This window comes from Pseudomonas sp. MF6755, assembly GCF_016405635.1.
GTDB classification, from domain to species: Bacteria; Pseudomonadota; Gammaproteobacteria; order Pseudomonadales; family Pseudomonadaceae; genus Aquipseudomonas; species Aquipseudomonas haemolytica.
In genome coordinates this window covers 219314-244069 of sequence record NZ_JAEKDA010000004.1, presented here as the reverse complement: position 1 = coordinate 244069, position 24756 = coordinate 219314, and the positions used below count along the sequence as shown (strand labels likewise).

Sequence of the window (24756 nt, the reverse complement as noted above, 5' to 3'; positions counted from 1 at the left end):
GATAATCACATTCATAAGGCGTGCTTCTGTTGGCCGGCCCAGGGCGCCAGCATAAAGCTGAACGCCAGGCCCAGGCTGACCGACAAGCCGAAATTGCTCACTGCTGGTGTACTGGACACCGCCAGCAGGCCGAACGACAGCCAGGTTGTCAGCGCCGCCAGCAGCGTCCCCAACAGGCTGACGGCAGGGCCGCCGATTTGCTCGCGCATCAAAATGGCGTAGTCAACGCTGATGGCCGTCACCAGCAACAGGCCAAACAGGCTGAATAAGGTCAGCGGCTGGCCCAGCCAACCGAGGCTGGCCAGGCTGCATAGTGCGGCCAGCAGCGGCAGGGCGACGATACGCAAGGCGCCGCCAAAGCCGAAGGGCGCAATCAGCAACAGCACGATCAGCACGCAAGACATCAACTTCAACTCGGCGGCGCTGATTTGCGTGTCGGCAAACACCCGGTTCAAGTCACCCAGGCGGTCGACCAATTGCACGCCGGGCAAGTCCAGGGCCTGCACCCGCAGCAGCGCCGGGTTGTTCAAGCCTTGCAGGCTGACCATGGCCGCCACGCCGCCGTCGACCGGGCCGAGCCACAGTGTGCGCCAGGGCTCGGCCAGCGGGCCTTGCAGTGCTGCGTCGATGTCGGCGGTGGGCAGCGCCTGCAACTGCGCGACTTCGGCTTGCAGGGCGCTGGCGGGTACGCCGAGGTCCAGCAGCGGTTGCCAGTGTTGCGCGAGGTTGTTCAGTGCCTCGCGTAGTTGTTGCTGTTCGTCGGGGAGACTGACCAGTTGGTTGAGCGCCAGGTACCCCTGGAGCTTGTCCATGTTCACCAACTGATCCAAGCGTTTGCCCAGGGCGCCCTGGCGCTCCAGCAGTTGCTGCTGATTGTCGGCCCGTACCAGGAAAAACTGGCTGGTGGGTTGGTAGCCGGTGATGCGCGCCACGGCCTGGGCTTCCTGCAGCAATTGCGGCGGCGCGCCGATCCACTGGCGGATATCGTTTTTGCTGTTCAACTGCCACAGGCCTGCGGCGCAGAACAACAGCACCCACACCAGCAGGACTGAACTGGGTATGTGCTTGATCAGCGCCGTACGCATCTGCCACAGACGCTCGGCGATGCGCAGCGGCCATTGCGCCGGGCGCAGTTCCACACCCTTGAGCAGCGCCGGCAACAGGCACACGGCGCACAAATAAGCACCGACCAGCCCGGCGGCGGAGAACACCGCGATCTGTGTCAGTGCCGGGAACGGTGTCCAGGCCAGCGCCAGGTAGCCGATACAGCTGGTGGCCAGGCTCAGGCTCAGCCCCGGCAGGGTCAGGCGCAACGCCGGCCAACTGCGCCACGGCTGCAGGCTCCAGCTTTTCGACAGGTAGTGCAGTGGGTAATCCACCGCCACGCCGATCAGGCTGGAGCCCAGCACCAGGGTCATCACATGCATATGCCCGAACAGCGCCACACAGGCCACCGCGCCAAACAGCATGCCCACCAGCACCGGCACAAACGCCAGCAACACGCGCCAGCGCCGGAAGGCCAGCAACAGCAACAGCAGGATGCCGACGGTCGCGCCGCCGCCGACCCAGGTGATTTCCCGAGTGGCCTGCTGTTGGCCGTTGGCCGCGTAGAGCAAGCCGCTGGCGGCGAGCAATTGCGCGCCGTGCTCGCTGGCTTGCTCGCGGCTGGCCTGGAGCAGATCCGCCACGTGCAGCGGCAATTTCATGTCGAAGGCATTGCCGGTGGTGCGCGCCCGCAGCAATACCCAGCGCTTGCCATCGGCATCGGCGATCAGCGCACCGCTGCCGATGTCCAGCTGCACCGAGCCGTGTTGCGGCTGGCTGTTCTGGATGCGCCCGGTCAGGCCCAGCCAGTCGTCCTGGCTCGGCACCAGGCTGAAGCCGGTGAACGGGTCGAACAGCGCTTGCACCCGTTGCTGGATGAAGGCATCGGGTTGCTCGATCAGTTGCTCGCGGTCCTTGGCCGAAAGCATCGACAAGCGCCCGCGCAGCAGTTGCTCACGCAGCGCCGGCAAGTCAGCTTGCAGGTTCCACTGCACCTTTTCAAACAGGCCGCTGGCCTGCCAACGTTCGCCCAATTGCTGCGCCACAGCCACGGCTTGCTGGCGGTCGGCGTGCCCCACCAGCACCAGCAATTCGCGGTTGAGCGGTTCCTGCATGCGCTGTTCGGCTTGCTGTTCCAGGGCGTTCGGTGTACTGCCCGGCACCAGCTCCATCAGGTTGGCCGACAACGGCGCGCCATGGCGCCACTGCCAGCCGGCCAGGGCCAGCACGGCCACCAGCAGGATCAGGAACAGCCGTGGCAGCAAACGCTCACTGGGCAAAGTCGTGTTGCTCCGCATCGCTCAAGGGCTGGCTTGCCGTGCTGTCCTGCATGCGCAGCACGGTGCTGTCGCCTTGGGTTTCCAGCAGTTCGATGGTTTGCACAAGCTCGCCGCCGTCGATATTGATCTGGGTGAACACTTGCTTGAGCAGCAGCGAGCGCGGGATCAGCGTGAGTTTCCACTGCTGGGCCTGGCCTTGCAGTTGCAGGTCGAAGTCACGCTGCAAGCCGCTGCTGTCGCCCTGGAGTACGGCGAGGAACAGGCGATTCTGCTCGGCACCGGCGCTCTTGTGCGGCAGCGGTTGCCAGCCGTTGGCGTCACGCCGGGCGATGCCCTGGGCGCTGATGCGGTAGTCCTGTTGCAGCGGGGTTTTCAACAGCCACAGCAGGCCGTGGTCCTTGGCGAGCACGAAGGTGCCTTTGCTGACCAACGGCTGGGGCAGGGCACGCAGGTGTTTTTCCTGGGTGAAGTTGCCGTGGATCACGGAGGGTTTTGCAAGTTGGTCGCTGAGCTGTTGCAAATCAAACGCCTGCGCCAAGCCTGGGAAACTCAACAACAGGGTGAGCACAATCCCTGTGGGAGCGGGCTTGCTCGCGAAGGACTTAAGGACGCCGCGCAGTATCAGGCGAACCGCGTTATCGTTGACGATCTTCGCGAGCAAGCCCGCTCCCACAGGGGTCAGCATTTCAAAGCCCTTTCTACGGCGTCGGTAAATATTTTGGGGGAGGCCAACTGCATTTCGCGGCTGGCGATTTCCACCGCTACTTGCACGGTGCTGGCGCGGGTCAGGCGCTCGCCGCTGGCAAGGTCAGTGATCAGGTAGTTCACCTTCAAACGGTTCTCCCACTCCACCAGGCTGGCGCGCACATTAAGGGTCTGGCCAAAGGTAGCGCCACGCACATAGCGTAGCTGCATGTCGATCACCGGCCAGGCGTAGCCGGACTCGAGCATTGCCGTGTAGTTATGGCCAATCTTGTCCAGCAACGCACAGCGCGCCACTTCCAGGTACTTCACGTAATGCCCGTGCCACACCACGTTCATGGTGTCGATATCGAAAAACGGCACGAGGATTTCAGTGTCGCTGTGCAATACGCCGGGGCTACGCATGCAGCCTCCAGTGTTGCGCGGCGATGCGTTGCAGGCACAGGCGCAGTTCGCCTTCCAGGGCACGGTCTTCGATGACGGGCGGGAAGTCCTGGGCCAGTTCTGCGTGCATCGCGGCCAATGCCGGTGGCAGCGGCCGTGCATCCTCGGCCTGGGCGCGCAGCCACACACCTTGGTTGGCGGCGAGCAGGGTAGCGGCGGCCACCTGTTCGGTCAGCTCCAGCACACGGATCGCATCGCGAGCGGCAATGGTGCCCATGCTCACCTTGTCCTGGTTGTGGCACTCGGTGGAGCGCGAAAACACGCTGGCCGGCATGGTGTTTTTCAGGGCTTCGGCGGTCCAGGCACTGGTGCCGATCTGCACCGCCTTGAAGCCGTGGTTGATCATCGCGCGGTCGGCCGGGGCGCCCGACAGGTTGCTCGGCAGGCCGTGGTTGTAACGCACGTCCACCAGCAGCGCGAGTTGGCGGTCGAGCAGGTCGGCAACGTTGGCTACCAGAGTCTTGAGGCTGTCCATGGCGAAGGCGATATGCCCGCCGTAGAAGTGCCCGCCGTGCAGCACGCGTTCTTCCTCTGCGTCGATGATCGGGTTGTCATTGGCACTGTTGAGCTCGATCTCGATAAACGAACGCAGCCAGTTCAGGCTGTCAGCCAGCACACCGAGTACGTGGGGTGCACAGCGCAGCGAATAGCGATCCTGCAGGCGATGCAGCGGCGCGGTGGGTGCATCAATCGCCAGGTCGTTGCGCAGCCATGCGGCGACCTGCATCTGCCCCGGGTGTGGCTTGGCGGCAAACAGGCGCTCGTCGAAGTGCTCCGGGTTGCCTTGCAGCGCCACCACATTGAGCGCGGTGATGCGCGTGGCCAGGTGCAGCAGGTAGTCGGCGCGGGCGAAGGCCAGGCAGGCAATGCCAGTCATCACTGCAGTGCCGTTCATCAACGCCAGGGCTTCTTTGGGGCGCAGTACCAGCGGTTCCCAACCCAGCTCGCGGTGCACGTCGGCAGCCTGACGACGTTCGCCACGAAACAGCACTTCGCGCTCGCCGGACAAGGTCGCAGCCACATAGGACAACGGCGTCAGATCACCGCTGGCGCCCACCGAACCTTCCTCCGGAATCAGCGGCAGTACGTCGTGTTCGAGGAACCCATGCAGGCGCTCCAGCAGCTCCACACGCACACCGGACACGCCGTGGCACAGCGACTGCAAACGCGCCGCCAGCACCGCTCGGGTCGCCTGGGCATCCAGCAACTTGCCCAACCCGCACCCGTGAAAGGTGTACAGGTGACGCGGCAGCGCCTCGACGTGCTCCAGCGGCACCGCCACCACGCAGGAGTCGCCGTAGCCGGTGGTCACGCCGTAGATCACGCCTTCCTTGTCCAGCAGCGAGTCGAGGAACTGCGCGCCCTTGGCAATGCGCTGGCGATAGGCCGCGTCATCCTGCAACTGCGTGGGCGCCTGACGGTTGGCCAGGGCCAGCACGTCTTCGATGCGCAAAGGGCGCTCGCCAAAGGTTACCGGCTCAAGATGCGTTGTCATCGGTCTTCCAGAAAGGGTAAAAGTTGAACCATTGTTGTGGCGCCTGCAGGCAGAACTGGCCCAGGCGAGCGGCGTAGCGTGCGGCCCACTCGGCAATGACTTGCTCGCGGGTGCTGCGCTTCCATTCGATCAATGGCGCGAAAGGCTCGATGGTCAGGCGATAGCGGCCTTGGTGTTTCAGGCACATCAGCAGGTTCACCGGGCATTTGAGCAGGCCGGCCAACAGCCACGGGCCTTGGGGGAAGGCGGCATCGTGGCCGAGGAAATCCACGCGCACCCGGCGCCCGCCGTGCAGCGGTACGCGGTCGCCGGCAATCGCCAGCCACTCGCCGTCGTCCAGGCGTTGGCTGAGCAGCAGCATGGTGGCCGGGTCCAGCTCGCTGACCTGGATCAGGCGCAAATGGGTGGCCCCGGCTTCACCGAGCAGACGGTTGAAGCGCTCGGCGTGTTTGGTGTGCACCAGCACGTTCATGGTGACTTGCTCACCGATCTCTGCGAGGGCGCGGCACACTTCGAGGTTGCCCAGGTGCGCGCCCACCAGCATCTGCCCGCGCTCGCCACGCAGTTGCCCGCGCAATTGCGCCGGGTCGTTGATTTCGATCTGCTCCAGGCGCAGCTTGCCGTTCCACACGTCGAGCTTGTCCAGCAGCGAGTCGGCGAAGGCCATGAACTGGCCGAAGACTTTCCTGTGGGTGGGCCTCAGCTCATCGCGCCCGCTCCATTGGGCCAGGCGCAGTTGGTATTGCCAGGCGCTCTGGCGTGCGGTGCGGCCGAACAGGAAAAAGTAGAACACGATGCTGTAGAGCAACGGGCTCAACAGGCGACGGCCGAGGACTTTTGCGGCGACCGCGGTGAATTTCATCAGCCAGAAGCTGCCGCGCTCCTCGCGGTCGGCCCAGTGCTTGGTGCTGTCGCTCATGCCTGCCACCGTCGCCACAGGATCATCGGCGCACGCACCAACATGCCGAAGAACAACCGTGTGTGCATCGCGCTGATGCGTACGTTGTCGCGGAACAAGCGAAAGTGCGACAGGCCGTCGGCCGGGTAGTGCACCTGGGTCGGTAGCCAGCGCATTGGTTGGTTGCGCCAGGCCAGGCGCACCAGGATGTCCGAGTCGAAATCCATGTGCGTGCCGATGTAGGCCGAGTCCATCAGGGCCAGGGTCGGCGCCAGCGGGTATACGCGAAAGCCGCACATCGAATCGCGAATCTGCAGTGACAGGGTGTTGATCCATACCCATACGTGGGTCAGGTAGCGTGCATACAAGCGGCCTTTGGGCACGCTGTCGTCGTACTCGGGGTAGCCGCAGATGATCGCGTTGGGGTGGCGGCGGGAAGTGTCGATAAAGGTTTCGACTTCGCGCAGGTCATGCTGGCCGTCGGCGTCCACTTGCAGGGCATGGGTGTAGCCCAGGCGCGCCGCCTCACGGAAGCCGGCCATGACCGCGCCGCCCTTGCCCTGGTTGCTGGGCAGGGTCAGCAGGGTGACGTTTTCCAGCGTCGCCAGTTGCGCTAACACCGCCGCGCAGGCCGGGCTGCTGCCGTCATCCACCAACAGGCAGGGCAGGCCAGTGTTGAGCAGGCTGCGGACCACGGCGGGTACGGCGGCTTCATGGTTGTACACCGGGATGAGTGCGCAAGGGTTATGCATGGGTGGCTTCCAGCTGTATGCGGCCACTGGAACAGGCGGCGACGCCGTTGCGGTAGGCGAAATACAGCTTGCTGCGCTCCCGATCAAAGCGCAGGTGCAGTTCGACACGGTCGCCTGGGCGCACCAGTTGCTGGAACTTGAGCACTTCCATACCGGCAAAGCTCGCCGGCAGGTCGAGCAGTTGCTGGCCGAGGTTGAACGCCCATTCCACTTGCACCACGCCGGGCAGCACGGGGGTAACCGGAAAGTGCCCGCTGAAATAGGCCAGGTCTGGCGGGATGCTCAGTTGCACGGTCCATTCGCCATTGGCTTCGACCTGCTCCAAAACCTCCGGGGCTTTCGGCCGAGGCGCTAACAGCAAGGCTTCGACCTCGGCCTGGGGCAGCTTACCCTGGCTGTTCAGCGGCAGTTGGCGCAGCAAGCGCCAGCGCCGGGGCAGGGCCAGGGCTTCGCAATGCTGGCTAAGATGCTGGCGCAGGGTTTGGGTGACTGTGCGTCGGCCCTGGTTGCGCAGGGCATGCAGGCCATCAGCGCTGAGCACCACCAGGGCACCGAGGGTGGCGCGGTTTTCCTGCACCACGCCCAGGCGCGTTTCAGCAACCCAGGGGTGAGCCATCAAGGCTTGTTCGAGCATCGGCAGGGAGATGCGTTTTTCTTCCAGTTTGACGATGCGGTCCAGGCGGCCCAGCAACTCGAAACGGCCATCGGAATGGATGCGTACGGCGTCGGCGGTCTGTTCGATATGCCCCTCAGGCAGGTAGGGCGATGCGATGCGTAGTGCACCGTCCGCATCCTGGCTCAGTTGCACGTCGGCGAACGGCTGCCAGGGTTGCGCGCCCTGGCGCCAGGCGATGCCGCCGGTCTCCGAGCTGCCGAGGATTTCCGTCGGCCATTGCTGCAAGCGGTCGTACAGGCTGCCGGCGGCTTCAACAGGCAACGCGCCACCGGAGGAAAACACCCGCGCCACTTGGCTCAGCGCTGGCCAGTCGAGGTTGTCGCCCATGCGCTTGAGCAGCGCCGGGCTGGCCACCCACGCAAATTGTGCGTGCTCACGGCTGGCGCGTTGCATGTCCTCGGGGAATGCCAGTTGCTTGCGCGCAAAAGGGCGGCCGGCGCACAGCGGCCACAGCACGCGGAACAGCAAACCGTAGATGTGCTGGGTGGCGACGCTGCCGATGATGCACGCGTCTTTGAGCTCCGCTCCCCAGAGCGCTTCCAGGGCCTGCACTTCGTTAGCCAGTTGGCGCAGGGTTTTGTCGATGCGCTTGGGTTCGCCGCTGGAGCCGGAAGTGCACAGGCTCAGTTGGCAGGTGTCGAGGTCGAGGGCGGCAGGGCTCAACGGCGCTTGATACAGCGCGTCCAGATCGGTGGCTTCAACCAGCCAGGCATCTACGGCATCAGCCCAGCGTTGGCGGGTCTGGGGTTGCAGGTCGGCGGGCAACAGCACGCTTGCACCGGCACGCCAGGCGCCCAGCAGCGCAATCGCCAGCACCCCGGCGTCTTCCAGATGCACGGCCAGGCGTCGAATACCCCGCGCTTGCAGGCCCGCCGCCAGGCTCAGCGAGCGCTCCCACAACTGCGCGTGATTCATTTCAGGCTCGGCGGTTACCCAGCGATCTTGCAGCGGCTCAAGCAGCATGTGCTCAAGTTTCAACCCGTTCATACGCGGCCTCGAACCCTTTGTCGTACCAGCCATTCCACGGCAAACAACAAGCCCATCAGCCCGTAGGCGATCAGGCCGTTGTACAACGTCCACCAGCTCAACGGCGCCCACAGGGTGAGCGCGGCGGCGAGCAGGCCATTACAGAGAAAAAACACACTCCACACCACAGTCACCTGGCGGGTATACACCACCGCGTGGGGCGCAAGGTGTGGGTCGGTCATGCGCGCCAGGCGCTCGACCATCGGCGGGCCGTATTTCAGGCTCAGGCCGAACAGCGTCAGCATGAACGCGCTGACCAGGCTCGGGTACCAGCGCAGCCACTGCGGGTTATCGAACCAGGCCAGCAGCAGGCAGAACACGATTATTGTCGCCGCCATCCAACGGCTGCCGGGGCGCTGCGTAGCGGTCAGTGCACGCAGCAGCCACAAGCTGCCCAGTAGCAGGCCGAATTGCCACGGCGCAAAGTGCTCGGTGCCGTAATACACCGCGAAGGGGTACAGCAGCCCCGCCAATAACAGGCCAAGGCCGATCAGCCGGCTCATGCGGCGGGCTGGACCAGACGGTACACCGCCTCAACCACGTCGTTCACAGTGCGCACGGCCTTGAACTCTTCGGCGGCGATCTTCTTGCCGGTCTGGCGCTTGATATGGTCGATCAGGTCCACGGCGTCGATGCTGTCGATTTCCAGGTCCTGGTACAGGTTGGCGTCGGGGGTCACGCGCTCCGGGGGCAGTTCAAACAGTTCCACCAAGGCATCGCGCAGGGTGTTGAAAATATCGTCACGAGTTTGCATGGTACGGTCTCAAGCTGCCTGTCGGGCCGTGACGAACGCCGCAAGGCTGGCCACGTTAGTGAAGTGATTGCGGGTGTCCTTGGCGTCGGCATCGATCTTGATGCCGTAGGTTTTCTGGATCGCCAGGCCCAACTCCAGGGCGTCGACCGAATCCAGGCCCAGGCCTTCGCCGAACAGGGTCTGTTCGCTGCCAATGTCGTCGGCGCTGATGTCCTCCAGGCCCAGGGCCTCGATGATCAGCGTCTTTATGTCGTGCTCAAGGCGGTGTTGGTCGCTCATCTTCGGCGAGCTCCTTAATGAAATAGTGATGCAGGTAATCGTTGAGCTTGCGTGATGCCTGGGGCGCGGGGCCGACTGCGGCAAACGCTTGTGGTTCTATATCGGCACCCACGCGCAAACTGAAGTGGAATCGACGTTTGGGAATGCGATACCAGGGTTCAGCCTTGGTCAGGGTGGTGGGGCTGACCTTGATCACCACAGGGGTGATGATTGTCGCACCCCGCAGGGCAATCGCCGCGCCGCCGCGATGAAAGGCGGGTGCGGCGCCGGGCGTGGTGCGGGTGCCTTCGGGAAAGATGATCAGGGTCTGGCCGGCGCGCAGGGCGTCGGCCGCCGCATCGAGCATGTCGGCGCTGCCGTCGTTGCTGATATAGCCGGCATCGCGCACCGGGCCGCGGGTGAACGGGTTTTGAAACAGGCTCTGCTTGACCACGCAGTTGGTCTGGCGCATCAGGCCGATCAGGAACACCACATCGATCAGCGACGGGTGGTTGGCAACGATCATCTGCCCGGGGCGCCCGAGCTTCTCGGCGCCTTCCACGCTGTAGGTCAGCACGCCGCCACGCTGCATCAGCTGGATAAAGAACCAGAACAGCCGGCTGATAGTGTGGCGGGCGCGGCGCTGGTGCTGTTCGGCGCTGCCCGGCAGGCAACTGAGCAACGGGAACACCAGCAAACGCAGGCACAGCCCACCCACGCCGAACACGAAAAAGCTCGCGGCGGTGGCGAACAGGCGCCAGTAGTAGGCGTCCCGTGGCTTGTCGGTCAGGGCTTGCGTTGCCAGTTCCATACTCGGTTCTTCCAGGCATGTTGGCAGGCGCCCTGTTCGGTCAACAGGGTGCGCAGCAGGTTCAGGGCATGGGGCCACTGGGCGGTGGTGGAGGGTTGGACAGCGCCGCTGGTGAGTTCCAGTTGCCACTCGTCGCCGGGCGTCAGCAGCAGGCCGAGGGCGTAGGGGAATGGGACGTCATGGATCCAGCCGGCGTAGGCTTCGGGCGGCTGTTCTTCAGTGATCACCAGCAGCACCGCCGGGGCGCCTTCGTTGAGCAATGCCGCGGCTTCGAGCAGGCCGTGTTCCAGGCCATCGCCGGCGGCGGCGAGGGCGGTCATTTCGCTGGTTTCATTGCGCAGGATCGACCACAGGCCAATCACTGCGTTGTGCACCGACAGGCTGAACTGGGTTGGCGACAGCGGCTGGTCATTGGCCAGGTCGCTGAGAATATCCAGGGTGCGTGGGGTTTCGCCGTGCCGGGAGATAAACACCAGGGGCAAATCCTGCAAGCCCTCGGCCAGTGGCCAGCCCACACTGAAGGCCATGCGCGCCAGGCGGCTCAGGCGGCGGCGTTGCATAGCTGGCAAAAATGACACATCTGGCGACGCATCACTGACAGGCAGCAACACCGGGGCCCGGCACCAGGCGTGCCAGTCATCGGCAGTCTCCAGGCCAGGAGCCCAGGCGCGCCATTGGGCGATGTCGAAGTTGATCACTGAGAAGTTATCCCGCCCCTGCGGGCTTCCATGTGCGGCCGGTAGCCCCGAATACCGGGACAGGGAGCGATGGCCGAATGGCGCGCATTATCCCGGTGCCGTGGGGTTCTAGCAAACTTTGGTAAAGAATTGTTCAAGTGTGATTACAAATTAGTGGGGAGGAATTACCGATTGTCCTTTACCGGGGAGCTCCTTGGATTGTCGGACCATTCCTATTCATTTGTGCGTGACTTACTACGGCACGCCGGTAATGCAGTAGTGCATGGATGAACGAGGTAGCTAACAGGCACTTTTGCCCTCTACACTCGGACATTCATTGATACACGGAGGTTTTTCCATGCGGCGCGTGGTGTTCAATCAAAAAGGCGGCGTTGGCAAGTCCAGCATCGCCTGTAACCTGGCGGCGGTCAGCGCCAGTGAAGGCTATCGAACCCTGTTGGTAGACCTCGATGCTCAAGCCAACTCGACCCAGTACCTCACCGGGCTGACCGGCGATGATATCCCCATGGGGATTGCCGAATTCTTCAAGCAAACCCTGTCCACCGGGCCATTTTCGAAGAAAAACCGCGTGGATATCTACGAAACACCGTTCGACAACCTGCACGTGATCACGGCCACCGCAGAGCTTGCAGACCTGCAGCCCAAGCTTGAGGCCAAGCACAAGATCAACAAGCTGCGAAAGCTGCTGGATGAGTTGAGCGAAGATTACGACCGGATTTACCTCGACACCCCACCCGCCTTGAATTTTTATGCGGTTTCGGCGCTGATTGCCGCTGATCGTGTATTGATCCCCTTCGATTGCGACAGCTTCTCGCGCCAGGCGTTGTACGGCTTGCTGAGGGAAATCGAAGAACTGAAGGACGACCACAACGAAGGCCTGGAAGTGGAAGGCATTGTGGTCAACCAGTTCCAGGCCAGGGCGAGCCTGCCGCAGCAGATGTTGGATGAGTTGATTGCTGAGGGCCTGCCAGTGCTGCCGGTGTACTTGGCCAGTTCGGTGCGCATGCGCGAGTCGCACCAGGAAAGCAAGCCGCTGATCCACCTGGATCCCAGGCACAAGCTGACCCAGCAGTTTGTGGAATTGCATAACTTGCTGGAAAACGCTTGAGCCAAATGTGGGAGGGGGCTTGCTCCCGATGGCGGTGTGTCAGTCAATCCATGTGGTGACTGACCCACTGCCATCGGGAGCAAGCCCCCTTGCATTTCAGTCGGGGATTGGATTTGTCCCACAGAGGCTGTAGGACCGGTCTGGCATTGGGGTTTGTGCCTTGTAACCTTGCCTACAGGTACGACAGAATCCGCCGGCTTGTGCGTCTGGATGGGCGTCTCTAAGGTTTGCCGGTCGCTGAATGTTCAGTGATCGGGTTTAGTAGCCCGTGGTGAGACGTACGGCAATTCGTCGATCAGGAGCGTCCTGAAATTGATGGTGGCTGTACGGAGGGCGCTTTCGAGCGCGCCGGTTGCGTCTCCCCGGTCTACTAACCTGCGTACAGCTGCCACCCTCCGTTTAGTAGCGGTAGGTTGCGGCTCCCTTACTCGGAGACGATCCATGGTTAACCTTTATACCGTTACACCCAACCTCCCCACCGAAGCCCTCGTGCTCAACAGCTACGAAACCTTCTCCTCTGTCCGAACCCTGCTGCTTAACCTATCCAACGACCTCACCGGCGAACACCGGGATGTGGCCCTGGCGATCCACCAGTTAAGCGAACTGGGCGTGATGCTGGTCGGCCAGATCATGGACCGCGAAGCACCGCTGGCCCGAGGCTGAAACACAGTCAAATTGTGGGAGGGGGCTTGCTCCCGATGGCGGTGTGTCAGTCAATCCATGTGGTGACTGACCCACCGCCATCGGGAGCAAGCCCCCTCCCACACTGTCCAGCATTGTTCTGAAGGTCGGTTACACCCCCTGACTACGCAACCAGCTCATCAACTGCGGTAACGGAAACGCCCCGCTCTGGCGCGCCACTTCGCGACCGTTCTTGAACAGAATCAAACTGGGAATAGAACGAATCCCCAGCTGTGCCGACAGCTGCTGATTAGCCTCGCTGTCCAGCTTCGCCAACCGGCACTTACCCTCAAGCTGCCCGGCAGCCTGCTCGAATACCGGCGCAAACGACTTGCACGGCCCACACCAGGCGGCCCACACATCCACCAGCAACGGCAGGTCTCCCTTGATCTGGCTGGCGTAGTCGCCCTGTTTCAGCTCAAACGGTTTGTTCAGTAACACCGGCTGCTTGCAACGCCCGCATTTGGGTGCGTCACCCAGGCGTTCGCCGGGGATACGGTTGAGGCCATTGCAATGGGGGCAGGGGATTACAAGAGGTTCGGACATCGGGGGCTCCTTGGGCGCGGCTATTTGCTTCAATCTGGTGTCGGCGACGCGGTTTATCAACATCCGATAAAAAGGACAAAGCATGAACGACGATCTGAAATTGGCCATAGAGCATTGGCCTTACGTTGCAACACTGCTGCGCAAACCCCAAACCGAAGATGATTATGGCTTGCTAGTAGAGGCGATTGATGAGCTGCTCGATATAACAGGGGAAGATGAAGACCATCCAATGAATGGGCTACTGGACATCATTGCTGACTGGGTGGAGGCCTACGATCTTGAACATCAGCGCATGCCTCAGATGGATGATTAACCCGATGCAAGACGAGCTTTTTGTGATGAGCCTACTCACCACAAAATAATCCAGCTGTCTTAAAGCGCTTATGACGAACAACTGATCTCCAAATGCTTGCCCCAATCCGGCGGCCGCTGGGCGTATTGCTCCATGCCCGCTTGTTCCTCGAACGGTTTGGAAAGCACCTCATGCAGCCGTCGCACTTCGCTGTAGTCCCCGGCCTCGGCGGCGGTGATGGCGTTTTGGGCGAGGTAGTTGCGCAGGATGTACAACGGGTTAGCCGCATGCATCCGCTCACGGCGCTGTTCTTCACTGTAATCCCCATCCCGCGCAACCCGGTCTTTATACAATTGGGCCCAGGCGTCGAACCCGGCCAGGTCGACAAAGTCATCGCGCAACCGTGTCACCGCAAGCTCTGCGGACTCATCGCCCAGGCGCCGGAAGAACAGCGTGTAGTCCACGCCACTGTTCTGCATCAGCTTAAGCAAGCCCTCCACCAGCTTCTGGTCATCGTCTTCGGCAGTGGTCAGGCCCAGGCGGCGGCGCATCAGGTCCAGGTAGTGGGCCTGGTAGAACGGCAGGTACAGGCCAAGCGCTTCTTTCAAGGCGTCAACGCTGATAAACGGCGTGAGGGCCTGAGCCAGTGCACTGAGGTTCCACTGCCCGATCGGCACTTGGTTGCTGAAGGAGTAACGCCCTTCATGGTCCGAATGGTTGCAGATGAAGTGAGCATCAAAGTCGTCGAGGAAGGCAAACGGCCCGAAGTCGAAGGTGATGCCCAGGATCGACATGTTGTCGGTGTTCATTACGCCGTGGCAGAAGCCATAGGCTTGCCATTTGGCGATCATTTCGGCATTGCGCTCGACGATTTCACGGAACATCGCCAGGTACGGCTCAGGCTGCTCGCGGCACTCGGGGTAGTGCAGGTTCAATACGTGTTCGGCCAGCTCGGCCTGCTGTTCGGGCTTCTTGGTGTAGTAGAAGTATTCGAAATGCCCGAAGCGGACATGGCTGGGGGCCAGGCGCAAAACCATCGCCCCACGTTCCTGCTTCTCCCGCCAAACCGGGGTACTGGAGCCGATCACGCACAGGGCGCGGCTGCTGGGAATGCCCAGCGCGTGCAGGGCTTCCGAGGCGAGAAATTCACGAATAGAAGAGCGTAACACCGCACGCCCGTCGCCCATGCGTGAGTAAGGCGTCATGCCGGCGCCCTTGAGATGCAAATCCCAGTGCTCGCCGGCCTGGTTATACACCTCGCCCAGCAACAACCCGCGGCCATCGCCCAACTGCGGGGTGTAGCCGCCGAACTGATGCCCGGAATAGACCATCGCCCGTGGCTCTGCCTCGGCCCACAGTTTGTGGCCGCCAAACAGTTCGGCAAATACCGGTGTTTCGGCCACCGCCGGGTCGAGGTCAAGCAGGGCCATGGCGGCGTTGCTTGCCACCACCAGGCGCGGTTCGTCGAGGGGTTCGGGTAATACGTGAGTTGAGAACGCATCGCCCAGGCGTGCGAAGCGGTTGTCGAAGGTCAGTTCGTCGAGGGCTTTCACCGGCCATCTCCAGCAGAATGTCCGAGCATTCTGCTGGGGATAGGGCGTTTAGTCGAGTTTGCTCGGTGGCGGTTCCGGCGCATCCACCACTTTGCCGGCGGGTGGCTCTGGTGCGTCAGGCTTGTCGACGGGTTCGACGATGGTCTTGCGCTCATCCTCGGCCGGCACCAGTTTGTATTCCTGGCCGTGGAGGTTTTTCAGGTAGATCTCCATCTGCCTGAACGAGATGTTGATGTGCTGTTTCTTGAACTCACGGTTGATAAAGCGGTTGACCTCGTCGAGCACCGGGTTGCGGTCGCCGAGGTCGCGCACATGCATGCGCAGCTCGTGGTCCAGGGTGCTTTCGCCGAAGTTGAGGAAGTACACATGGGGTTCGGGCTCTTTCAGTACCCGTGGGTTTTCCCGTGCGGCCTTCAGTAACAATTCCTTCACCAGGTCCAGATCAGAGCCGTAGTCCACACCGAGTTTCAGGGTCACGCGGGTGATGGTGTCGGTCAGCGACCAGTTGATCAGTTGCCCGGTAATGAAGGTCTTGTTCGGGACGATGATGTCTTTGTTGTCGAAATCGGTGATCGTGGTAGCACGAATGCGGATCTTGCTTACCGTGCCTGATAGGTTGCCGATGGTGATGGTGTCGCCGATCCGCACCGGGCGTTCGAACAGGATCATGATGCCGGAGATGAAGTTGGCGAAGATCTCCTGCATGCCGAAGCCCAGGCCCACCGACAGCGCGGCGACCAGCCATTGCAGCTTGTCCCAGCTCACCCCGAGGGTGGACAGTGTAGATACGAAGCCCACGCCGGCAATGATGTAGGACAGCAAGGTGGTGGTGGCGTAGGCGCTGCCTTGGGCCAGGTCCAGCTTGGACAGCACCAGTACCTCAAGCAGGCCGGGCAGGTTGCGCGCCAGGGCGAAGGTGATGCCGATGATGATCGACGCGCCGAGCAGGTCGCCGATGCTGATGGGCACCATGCTGATATTCGCACCTGTGCCGCTGGTGTATTCGTACAGGGTGACGTTATCCAGGTACGAAAACACCGAGATCAGGTCCGACCACACCCAGTACAGCGCCGCGATAAAGCCGCCGAGCAAGGCCAGGCGGATCAGGCGCATCGACTGTTCGTTGACCTGCTCGATGTCCAGGGTCGGCTCTTCGATAACCGCTTCGCCATCACCGGCTTCCTTGGCGGCCTGGCGTTTGGCCAGGGCGCGGGAATAGGCCAGGCGCCGGGCGGCAACCCCTAGGCCACGCACAAAGGTGGCCTCAATCACCAGCCAGAACATCAGCAGGTACAGGGTGTTGATCAGTCGGTCGCTGAGTTTCAGTGCGGTGTAGTAGTAGCCAAAGCACACGGCAATAAACAGCGCGACCGGCAGGGCGGTGAACAGCAGCCCGATAGCCTTGCGAAACAGCGAGGCTTTCTCGTGGGTCGGGCTGTTCAGCAGCAGGCGGCCCAGCAGCCAGGCCATCAGCGCGTAGCAGGTCAGCACCACGCCAATGCCCAGCACGTCGTCGGCCAGCGCCGCCGGCTGATGTTCGGCAATCGCTACGACTGCCACCAACGCCAGCACTACCAGGCCAAGCTTGCGCACCCAGCCTTGCAGGAATTCGACCTGAGGCTTTTCCCAGCGGAAGTGCAGTTCCGCCACGCCGCCCGGCGCGAGGATGCGGTAGGCGGTGTAGAACACCAGCCAGGCCTGGGCGATCTGCAACAAGGCTGCGCCCAGGTTGGCGTTTTGCCCACGGGCATCGATCTGTAGGGCATAGCCGCACAGCGCCAGGCCCAGGGCTACCGGCATGGCCAGCAGGACATTGATCAGGATGGCCTGGGGCGTGTGCCACTGGCTGTCGCGCTTGAAGTGGCCGATGTCCAGGTGAACCTTTTTCAGGCGCACATAGAGCGCATTACGGCGCCACAGCAGCGCGCCGATCAACAGCAGTAACGGCAGGAACAGCAGCGGGCGTTGGGTCAGGCCGTCATACAACTCGCTGACGCTGGAAGCCCAGGGCAGGGTGGTGACTTGCTTGCTCAGGTGCGCCGGCACGGTTTCCAGCCATTCGGTGTCCAGCGGCTTGTTGCTCGGGATCCAGAACATCTGCTCGTCGAGCGTTGCACGCAGGGTAGTGGCGGTGCTCAGCAGTTGTTTCTGGTTCAGTTGCAGGGTGATGGATTCGTTGAGCAGTGCGCTCAATTCGCGGCTCAGGCGCTCCAGCAGGTCGCTGCGGGTGATCGCCAGTTCCAACAGGGTGCGGCGCAGTTGCGGGGTGACCTCATCCGGCGGCTGGTCCGCCAGCAGTTTATCCACATAGGCGCTGGGAGAGCTGATCAGCTCGCGCTGCTGGTTGACCTCGAACTGGTACAGGCGAATGTTGGCAATATCGTCGGCCAGGTCTTTGTCCACGGTGAGGCGTGGCAGAGCTTGTTTCTGTTTATAGAGAATCTTGGACAGCAGCAGGCTGCCCTTGAGTACATTGATCTGCTCGTCCAGGGCCGAATCGCTTTGGGTCACGGTGTCCAGTTGCTGCTTGGTCTGCAGGTTTTTCTGGGTCAGGTCGTTAAGACGGTCGGTGCTTTTGAGCAGGTAGTCGGAGAGCTTCAGGTTCGCTGCGCTTTCCGTGGCCAGCAGGCTGCTGCCGCCGGCTTTCTGTGCTTCGATGGATTGCTGGGTGACCGTTTGTTGCGACTGGGCCAGGCGTTTCTGGTTGATCAGGGTTTGCAGGTCCTGGATTTCCTGCTCCAGGCGCGCGGTTTTTTCCTGGATCAGGTCATGCTGGCTGTTGCCCAGGTCTTGCAACTGGCTGTTGCCGGCCAACTCCTGTCGGCGCAGCGGGATCAACGCATTCAGGGCCGCCAGTTCGGCGTTCAACTGGTTGCGCTGGTCGCCGCTGAGGGCCTTGCCATTGTCCTTGCCGAGCTTGAGCGTCGCGTTGATCTGCTGGATGCGCGTCTGGCTGCTGCTGATTTCGGTCTGGGCGCGTTCGGGGCGGGTCTGGGCGGCGATGGTCAGGCTGTTGGCCTCGGCCAGCTCTTTTTGCAGGTCGCCTTGCTGGGTGGTGCGTTGCACCAGCAGTTGCTCGAGTTGCGGTACTGGTAGCGTGGCGTAGCGCTGGGCCACCGGAATGACCTTGGTGGCCTTGAGCCGGGTGAGCTCGCGCTGGTTGTCAGTGGTCTGGCGTGGCGCCTCTTCCAACTGGCGCTTGAGGTCCGCCAGGCGCTGCTCGTAATCCTGCTTGTTGCCCAGGTAGGTCAGGGTCTGTTGCAGGATCGCCTGCAGCGCCTTCATGTCGGCGTCAGGCAACTTGCGATCGGGCAGTTTATCCAGGGTTTGCTGGATGGCGTCGGCGCTGGGCGGGTCGGCGGCGTGTACGCTGCCGACACAAAGGGTCAGGCCCAGCAGGGCAGTGGCGAGAAAAGTGCGCAGAGTTGGCATAGAGACCGGTCTTGCAAGGTGAAGAATCGGGGCGTCATCGCCCCGCAGTTTAGAGGAAGAGCCCGGGGCCCGGGCGACTTCCTTCGGGGAATCTGACGCCGACTTTGCCAATCTTGTTCCCGTCCATGACCGCGACGGTCCAGATAGTGTTGTTCCACTCTACCTGGTCGCCCACTACCGGGGCGCCGCCGACTTTCTGGGTGATGAAGCGGCTCAATGGCATGTCCGGGTCGATGCCCTCCAGCTTGAGCCCGTACAGGGCCGAAACCGCGCCCAGTTGGGCGTCGCCTTCAAGCACGAAGTCGCCGAAGAAGCGCAGGTCGAGGCCCCGTTGCGGTGCCTGGCTGAACAGTTTGCCCAGGGCCGGCAGGTTGTGTTCATGGCCGATCACGCAGAGCAAATCGTCGACTTCCAGCACCGTACTACCCGACGGATGGAGCAGTTGCTGGCCACGAAACAGCGCAGCGATACGCGTGCCTTCGGGCATTTTCAGCTCGCGCAGGGCCGCACCGATGCACCATTTTTCCGCACCCAGGCGGTAGACGAACAGCTCCCACTCGCTGGTGACGTGTACTTCCAGGGCGGCGCGGGAGATTGGCGCGGGGTCTGGCGGTACGGTGACTTTCAGCAGCTTGGCCACCCACGGCAGGCTCGTGCCCTGCACCAGCAGCGACACCAGCACGATAAAGAACGCCAGGTTGAAGTACAGCTGCGCATGGGGCAGGCCGGCCATCAGCGGGAACACCGCGAGGATGATCGGCACCGCGCCGCGCAGGCCGACCCAGGCGATAAAGGCTTTTTCGCGACCGTGGAACGCTTTGAATGGCAGCAGGCCAACCATCACCGACAGCGGCCGTGCAAACAGGATCATCCACAGCGCCAGGCCCAGGGCCGGCAGGGCAATCGGTAGCAGGTCATGGGGCGTGACCAGCAGGCCCAGCACCAGGAACATGCCGATCTGCGCCAGCCAGGCCATACCGTCGAGCATATGCAGGATGCCATGGCGGCTGCGCACCGGGCGGTTGCCGATCACCAGGCCGCACAGGTACACGGCGAGGAAGCCGCTGCCGTGCAGGGCGTTGGTCAGGGCGAAGACGAACAGGCCGCCGGCGATCACCAGGATCGGGTACAGGCCGTTGGCCAGGTTGATGCGATTGACCAGTTGCAGCATCAGCCAGCCGCCGCCGAGGCCCACCAGGCCACCGATGCCGAATTCGCGGATAAGGTGCGTCAGCAGGCTCCAGTGCAGGCCGGTCTGGCCGCTGGCGAGCATGTCGATCAGGGTGACGGTGAGGAACACCGCCATCGGGTCATTGCTGCCGGATTCGATTTCTAGGCTGGCGCTGACCCGCTCGTTGAGTCCCTTGCCGCCAAGCAGCGAGAACACCGCTGCGGCGTCCGTGGAGCCGACAATGGCGCCGATCAGCAAACCTTGAATGATGTTGAGGTCAAACAGCCAGGCTGCGGCCATGCCCGTCAGGCCGGTGGTAATCAACACCCCCACTGTAGCCAGGGACAAGGCCGGCCACAGCGCCACGCGAAAGCTCGCCACTCGTGTACGCAAGCCGCCGTCGAGCAGGATCACGGCCAGCGCAAGGTTGCCCACCAGGTAGGCGGTCGGATAATTATCGAAAATGATGCCGCCGCCATCGACACCGGCGGTCATGCCCACGGCCAGGATGATCACCAGGATCGGGATGCCCAGGCGGGACGAAAGGGAGCTCACCAGAATGCTCGCACTCACCAGCAACGCGCCGATCAAGAACAGGCTGTTGATGGTCGTCGCATTCAAAGGCAGTACTCCAAAGCAGGGAAGACGGGGCGCAAGCTGACCATGCAGTCTGCGTGCCAGGGATTCTAACCTGTTGAATTGCTGCGCTGTCAAAAAGCTTTTTCTGATTTTTCCACAAGCAGCAGAGGCAAATGTGGGAGGGGGCTTGCTCCCGATAGCGGTGGGTCAGTTACTGATGAGCTGACTGACAGACCGCTATCGGGAGCAAGTCGAATCGTCGCACCGCCCCTCCCACATTTTTAAACCAGTGCAGTCAGTTAGAGGCGGAAGCGCCCTACCATCCCGTTCAGATCCACCGCCAGGCGCGACAATTCGCTGCTCGCGGCGCTGGTCTGGCTGGCGCCGGTGGCCGATTGCACCGACAAATCACGGATATTCACCAGGTTGCGGTCCACTTCCCGCGCTACCTGGGCCTGTTCTTCTGCAGCGCTGGCGATCACCAGGTTGCGCTCGTTGATCTCGACAATCGCGGTGTTGATGGTATCGAGCGACATGCCCGCGCCTTTGGCGATATTCAGCGTCGATTCGGCCCGCTCGGTGCTGTTGCGCATCGAATCCACTGCGTGCTCGGTACCCGTCTGGATACTGCCGATCATGCGCTCGATCTCGCTGGTGGACTGCTGGGTGCGATGGGCCAGCGCCCGCACTTCATCGGCCACCACGGCGAAACCACGCCCGGCTTCCCCGGCCCGCGCGGCTTCAATTGCCGCGTTCAAGGCCAGCAGGTTGGTCTGGTCGGCCAGGCCGCGAATCACGTCCAGCACCTTGCCGATATCCCGCGATTCATTGGCCAGGTCGCCAATCAGGGAGGCGGTGGCTTGCACGTCGGCGCTCATGCGTTCGATGGCGCTGACGGTTTCCTGCACCAGGTCACGGCCGTCACCGGCAGAGGTGGTGGCGTTGCGCGAGGCTTCGGAGGTGCTCACCGCATTGCGGGCGACTTCTTCGACCGCACTGGTCATCTCGTTGACCGCGGTGGCGGCTTGTTCGATTTCGTTGTTTTGCTGGGTCAGGCCACGGGCGCTTTCGTCGGTGACGGCATTCAGCTCTTCGGCGGCGGACGCTAGCTGGGTGGCGGAGCCGGCGATGCGTTGCAGGGTGTCGCGCAGTTTGGTTTGCATCTTGGCCATGGCGGCGAGCAGGCGGCCGGCTTCATCGTTGCCGTCTACGGTGATCGGGCGCGTCAGGTTGCCTTCGGCCACTTCTTCCGCAGCTTCGAGGGCGCGGGCGATGGGCAGGGTGATGCTGCGGGTCAGCAACCAGGCGAACAATAAGGTCAGTGCCGTGGCAACCACCAGCAGGCCCACCACCAGGTTAAAGGCCATGTCGTATTGGTCTTTGGCTTGCTGGTTGGTGGCGTTGGCGTCGTCGTTGTTGATATCCAGCAAACGGGTCAATACGGCGTTGACCTGCTCGGAGTTGTTCAGCAACTCGGTGTTCAGCAGGTTGCGCAGCTCGTCGATTTGATTGGCGCGCGACAGACTCTTCATGCGCTCTTCAATCTGGTGGTACTGGCCCAGCAGGCGCACGTACTCGTCGTAGGCATTGCGTTCTTGCGTACTGGTGATCAGTTTTTCGTAGATACCCTGGGCCGTGCGAATCTGCTGATTACGCAGCTCAAAGGCTTCCAGGGTATTTTGCTGTACATCCGGCTCGCGGTTGGTCAGCAAGCGGTACGACAGCACGCGCAGGCGCAGGGTCAACTGGGTGAAATCGTCGAGGGCACGAATGCTGGGCACGCTGGCCGAGGTGATGTCTTCGGTGGCTGCGCGAATCTTGCTCATCTGGTTCAGGGCGAACACACCCAGCAACAACATCAGGGCGCCAATAAACGCGAAGCCGAGGAAGGCCCTCGGGGCGATATTCATATTACGAAGAGACATGCTGGAATCCTGGGGGAGAGCGCGACCCATGCGGTCATGAGACGAGGTATACATCCGCTATCGGCCATGGGACGAAAGTCTTAAGGGGCCGTGCGTTTTTGTCGCATCTGACGAGGGGTTGGGCGGATTCAGGAACCAGATCGGGTAAATGCAGTCACTAAGTGCGGCCCGGCCCTGAGTAATCGGGCTGCGCGCCGGGGATAACCCTGGCATCCGAGGTGAATTTTCTTTATCGTCACCGCCCTTTTAAAAGCCCGAGAAATCAAAATGTTAGAAGCATCCCTCAGCCAACTGGAACAACTGGTCAGCGACCTCGTACAGCAGAATCAAGAGCTGCTGGGCAGCAACGAATCCCTCAAGGCCGAACTGGCCCGTGCCAAGGATGAAAACGACAGCCTGCAACTGAACCTGATGGAGCAGGAAGAAAAGCACGGCGCCACCGCCGCCCGCATCCAGGCACTGGTTGAGCGTGTGAGTGCAGGGCCTGTCAGCGCATGAACGAGGGGATAAAGGTCGTTTCGATTCTCGGAGAGGATTACTCGATCAAGGCACCGGCCGGCGAAGATCAGACCCTGATGCATGCCGTGACCATGCTCAAGGCCTCCCTGGCGGTTACCAAGAAAAAGTACCCGACCCTGATCGGTGACAAATTATTGGTATTGGCCGCGCTGAACCTGTGCGCCGAGCAGATCGAAATGCAGCAGGCGCACCAGCAGGAACTCGACCGTTACCAAGAGCAAGTCAGCGCCACGGTCGATGTGATTTCCAAGGTGATCGGGCAGCCCTAGAACCAGTCGTCTTGCATCCCCAGGCACGTATCATCCCGTGCCTCCAGAATCGCCAGTTCATGATGGCAACCCGGTACTTCCCACGTCAGGAAATACCGGGCGGCCTGGAGCTTGCCCTTATAGAAGGCCACGTCGGCCGCGTCACCCTTGGCCAGCCCTTCTTCAGCGCGGATTGCCTGTTCCAGCCAGCGCCAGCCAATCACCGTATGCCCGAACACTTTCAAGTACAGCGCCGAGTTCGCCAGGCTGCTGTTGACCTTGCCCTGGGCGAGATCGGTCAGCAGGCCAATGGTGACGCTTTGCAGGCGATTGACCAATTGCTCCAATGGCTCTCGTAGTGCCGTGAGTGACGGGTACTGCTGTGCCCGTGCGCCTGTCTCGGCGATCAAGCGAATCAGCTGTTTCAAGCCGGCGCCACCGTTCTGCGCCAATTTGCGCCCGAGCAAGTCCAGGGACTGGATACCGTGGGTGCCTTCATGGATCGGGTTGAGTCGGTTGTCGCGGTAGTACTGCTCCACCGGGTATTCACGGGTGTAGCCGTGGCCGCCGAGGATCTGGATCGCCAGTTCGTTGGCCTTGAGGCAGAACTCCGACGGCCAGGATTTGACGATAGGCGTGAGCAGGTCCAGCAGTTCTTGGGCTTGCTTTCGCTCGGCGTCGGTGTGCAGGGTGGTGGTGTCGTCGAATAGCCGCGCCGCGTACAGGCCGAGGTCGAAGGCGCCTTCCACATAGGCTTTCTGGGTCAGTAGCATGCGCTTGATGTCGGCGTGCTGGATGATCGCCACCGGTGCGGTGCTTGGGTCCTTACTGTCGGGCAGGCGGCCCTGGGGGCGTTCCCGGGCGTAGTCTAGCGAGTAGAGGTAGCCGGCGTAACCGAGCATCACCGCCCCCATGCCCACGCCAATGCGTGCCTCGTTCATCATCTGGAACATGCAGCTCAAGCCCTGGTGCGGCTTGCCCACCAGATAGCCGACACAGTTACCGCTATCGCCGAAGTTAAGCGCCGTTGACGTGGTGCCGCGCCAGCCCATCTTGTGAAACAGTCCGGCCAGCAACACATCGTTGCGAGCGCCGAGGCTACCGTCATCGTTGACCAGGAACTTCGGCACGATAAACAGCGAAATGCCCTTCACCCCAGCGGGAGCGTCCGGCAATTTGGCCAGCACCATGTGCACGATGTTTTCCGACAACGAGTGATCGCCACCGGAGATGAAGATCTTGTTGCCCTTGAGTCGATAACTGCCGTCAGCAGCCGGTTCGGCGCGGGTACGAATATCCGACAAGGAGGAGCCAGCATGGGGCTCGGTCAGGGCCATGGTGCCGAAGAAACGCCCGTCGATCATCGGTTGCAGGAAGCGCTGTTTCTGCTCCTCGGTGCCGAAGTTTTCGATTAGATTGGCGGCGCCCATGGTCAGGAACGGGTAGGACGTTGATGCGGCGTTGGCCGATTGAAAGTGCGCGAAACACGCCTGCGACAACAGCGTCGGCAGCTGCATGCCACCGGCTTCGAAACTGCGCGCAGCGTTGAGAAAGCCGGCTTCCAGGAAGGCGTCCACGGCCGGTTTGACGTCCGGAATCAGGATCGCCTGGCCGTCTTCATAGCGCGGTTCGTTTTCATCATTCTTGCGGTTGTGGGGGGCGAAGTACTTCTCTGCGATGCTGCGCGCCGTGCTGATGGCTGCATCGAAGGTTTCGCGATTGTGTTCGGCAAACCGCTCGCGCTGGGTCAGACCCTCGGCATCGAGGACTTCGTACAGCTCGAAAGCCAGATTGCGGGAACTGAGCAGCGACTCGGACATGGCGGCTTACCTTTGGAGGGATTGGCCTGAGTCTAAGTGTGCGA

The 24756-nt window shown here is 62.0% G+C and carries 23 protein-coding genes and 1 pseudogene; 5 read left to right on the top strand and 19 right to left on the bottom strand.

Annotated features, from left to right (window positions below):
• Positions 1 to 11 precede the first annotated feature (11 nt).
• The 12 genes from JFT66_RS06695 to JFT66_RS06640 are packed head-to-tail and all read right to left on the bottom strand — an operon-like array spanning position 12 to position 10838.
• On the bottom strand, positions 12 to 2342 hold the full coding sequence (locus tag JFT66_RS06695; RefSeq protein WP_198859013.1) for an MMPL family transporter: 2331 nt from the start codon (positions 2340 to 2342) through the stop codon (positions 12 to 14).
• On the bottom strand, positions 2314 to 3009 hold the full coding sequence (locus JFT66_RS06690) for an outer membrane lipoprotein carrier protein LolA (RefSeq protein ID WP_034117361.1): 696 nt from the start codon (positions 3007 to 3009) through the stop codon (positions 2314 to 2316). Before JFT66_RS06690 ends, JFT66_RS06695 begins: the two co-directional genes overlap by 29 nt.
• Entirely contained in the window at positions 3003 to 3431 is a 429-nt protein-coding gene (locus JFT66_RS06685; protein ID WP_034117362.1) for an acyl-CoA thioesterase, read from the bottom strand. The genes JFT66_RS06690 and JFT66_RS06685 overlap by 7 nt, the downstream gene beginning before the upstream one ends.
• Complete coding sequence (locus JFT66_RS06680) at positions 3424 to 4965, bottom strand: HAL/PAL/TAL family ammonia-lyase (protein ID WP_034117363.1); 1542 nt, start codon at positions 4963 to 4965, stop codon at positions 3424 to 3426. Before JFT66_RS06680 ends, JFT66_RS06685 begins: the two co-directional genes overlap by 8 nt.
• Positions 4949 to 5884, bottom strand: coding sequence for an LpxL/LpxP family acyltransferase (locus tag JFT66_RS06675; protein ID WP_198859012.1), 936 nt, complete (start codon positions 5882 to 5884; stop codon positions 4949 to 4951). Before JFT66_RS06675 ends, JFT66_RS06680 begins: the two co-directional genes overlap by 17 nt.
• Positions 5881 to 6615: a glycosyltransferase family 2 protein gene (locus JFT66_RS06670; protein WP_034117365.1), complete on the bottom strand. Its 735-nt coding sequence runs from the start codon at positions 6613 to 6615 to the stop codon at positions 5881 to 5883. Before JFT66_RS06670 ends, JFT66_RS06675 begins: the two co-directional genes overlap by 4 nt.
• Entirely contained in the window at positions 6608 to 8278 is a 1671-nt protein-coding gene (locus tag JFT66_RS06665; RefSeq protein WP_198859011.1) for an ApeI family dehydratase, read from the bottom strand. The genes JFT66_RS06670 and JFT66_RS06665 overlap by 8 nt, the downstream gene beginning before the upstream one ends.
• Positions 8275 to 8820 carry a membrane protein gene (locus JFT66_RS06660; protein ID WP_034117367.1) on the bottom strand — a complete coding sequence of 182 codons (546 nt, stop codon included), beginning with the start codon at positions 8818 to 8820 and terminating at the stop codon, positions 8275 to 8277. The genes JFT66_RS06665 and JFT66_RS06660 overlap by 4 nt, the downstream gene beginning before the upstream one ends.
• Positions 8817 to 9071 carry an acyl carrier protein gene (locus tag JFT66_RS06655; protein WP_034117368.1) on the bottom strand — a complete coding sequence of 85 codons (255 nt, stop codon included), beginning with the start codon at positions 9069 to 9071 and terminating at the stop codon, positions 8817 to 8819. Before JFT66_RS06655 ends, JFT66_RS06660 begins: the two co-directional genes overlap by 4 nt.
• 9 nt (positions 9072 to 9080) lie before the next feature.
• A complete protein-coding gene (locus JFT66_RS06650; RefSeq protein ID WP_034117369.1) occupies positions 9081 to 9350 on the bottom strand; it encodes a phosphopantetheine-binding protein in 270 nt (89 codons plus the stop codon).
• Positions 9328 to 10140, bottom strand: coding sequence for a lysophospholipid acyltransferase family protein (locus tag JFT66_RS06645; protein ID WP_153838696.1), 813 nt, complete (start codon positions 10138 to 10140; stop codon positions 9328 to 9330). Before JFT66_RS06645 ends, JFT66_RS06650 begins: the two co-directional genes overlap by 23 nt.
• Positions 10116 to 10838 (bottom strand): beta-ketoacyl synthase chain length factor, encoded by a 723-nt coding sequence (locus JFT66_RS06640; protein WP_198859010.1) that lies wholly within the window; start codon positions 10836 to 10838, stop codon positions 10116 to 10118. The genes JFT66_RS06645 and JFT66_RS06640 overlap by 25 nt, the downstream gene beginning before the upstream one ends.
• Before the next feature lie 337 nt (positions 10839 to 11175).
• On the opposite strand from JFT66_RS06640, the gene JFT66_RS06635 reads away from it, so the two are divergent.
• Complete coding sequence (locus tag JFT66_RS06635; RefSeq protein ID WP_034117372.1) at positions 11176 to 11946, top strand: ParA family protein; 771 nt, start codon at positions 11176 to 11178, stop codon at positions 11944 to 11946.
• 441 nt (positions 11947 to 12387) lie between these two features.
• Positions 12388 to 12609 (top strand): DUF6124 family protein, encoded by a 222-nt coding sequence (locus JFT66_RS06630; protein WP_153838697.1) that lies wholly within the window; start codon positions 12388 to 12390, stop codon positions 12607 to 12609.
• Positions 12610 to 12738: 129 nt separating this feature from the next.
• Here JFT66_RS06630 and trxC read toward each other — a convergent pair whose 3' ends face one another.
• Positions 12739 to 13173 carry a thioredoxin TrxC gene (trxC, locus tag JFT66_RS06625; protein ID WP_124375979.1) on the bottom strand — a complete coding sequence of 145 codons (435 nt, stop codon included), beginning with the start codon at positions 13171 to 13173 and terminating at the stop codon, positions 12739 to 12741.
• An 82-nt stretch (positions 13174 to 13255) separates the two neighbouring features.
• Between trxC and JFT66_RS06620 the strand changes: the two genes are divergently transcribed.
• Positions 13256 to 13486, top strand: coding sequence for a hypothetical protein (locus JFT66_RS06620; protein ID WP_198859009.1), 231 nt, complete (start codon positions 13256 to 13258; stop codon positions 13484 to 13486).
• 68 nt (positions 13487 to 13554) lie between these two features.
• Here JFT66_RS06620 and selO read toward each other — a convergent pair whose 3' ends face one another.
• The 5 genes and pseudogenes from selO to JFT66_RS30145 all read right to left on the bottom strand — a co-directional run.
• On the bottom strand, positions 13555 to 15018 hold the full coding sequence (selO, locus tag JFT66_RS06615) for a protein adenylyltransferase SelO (protein WP_198859008.1): 1464 nt from the start codon (positions 15016 to 15018) through the stop codon (positions 13555 to 13557).
• 48 nt (positions 15019 to 15066) lie between these two features.
• Positions 15067 to 18450: a mechanosensitive channel MscK gene (mscK, locus tag JFT66_RS06610; protein WP_198859007.1), complete on the bottom strand. Its 3384-nt coding sequence runs from the start codon at positions 18448 to 18450 to the stop codon at positions 15067 to 15069.
• Between the two features lie 49 nt (positions 18451 to 18499).
• The gene (locus JFT66_RS06605) at positions 18500 to 20242 is read right to left on the bottom strand and encodes a potassium/proton antiporter (protein WP_005784108.1); all 1743 of its coding nucleotides are present in this window, start codon (positions 20240 to 20242) and stop codon (positions 18500 to 18502) included.
• A 257-nt stretch (positions 20243 to 20499) separates the two neighbouring features.
• Positions 20500 to 21363: a methyl-accepting chemotaxis protein gene (locus tag JFT66_RS30150; RefSeq protein ID WP_411829016.1), complete on the bottom strand. Its 864-nt coding sequence runs from the start codon at positions 21361 to 21363 to the stop codon at positions 20500 to 20502.
• Positions 21355 to 22110, bottom strand: a pseudogene (locus tag JFT66_RS30145) (MCP four helix bundle domain-containing protein); the annotation flags it as partial. The gene JFT66_RS30150 and the pseudogene JFT66_RS30145, both read right to left, overlap by 9 nt.
• A gap of 282 nt (positions 22111 to 22392) precedes the next feature.
• On the opposite strand from JFT66_RS30145, the gene JFT66_RS06595 reads away from it, so the two are divergent.
• Both JFT66_RS06595 and JFT66_RS06590 read left to right on the top strand, forming a co-directional pair.
• Complete coding sequence (locus tag JFT66_RS06595) at positions 22393 to 22623, top strand: hypothetical protein (protein WP_003187970.1); 231 nt, start codon at positions 22393 to 22395, stop codon at positions 22621 to 22623.
• A complete protein-coding gene (locus tag JFT66_RS06590; protein WP_043047201.1) occupies positions 22620 to 22913 on the top strand; it encodes a cell division protein ZapA in 294 nt (97 codons plus the stop codon). Before JFT66_RS06595 ends, JFT66_RS06590 begins: the two co-directional genes overlap by 4 nt.
• Here the strand turns inward: JFT66_RS06590 and JFT66_RS06585 are convergent.
• A complete protein-coding gene (locus tag JFT66_RS06585; RefSeq protein ID WP_198859006.1) occupies positions 22910 to 24712 on the bottom strand; it encodes an acyl-CoA dehydrogenase in 1803 nt (600 codons plus the stop codon). The genes JFT66_RS06590 and JFT66_RS06585 overlap by 4 nt on opposite strands.
• Between the last annotated feature and the right edge of the window lie 44 nt (positions 24713 to 24756).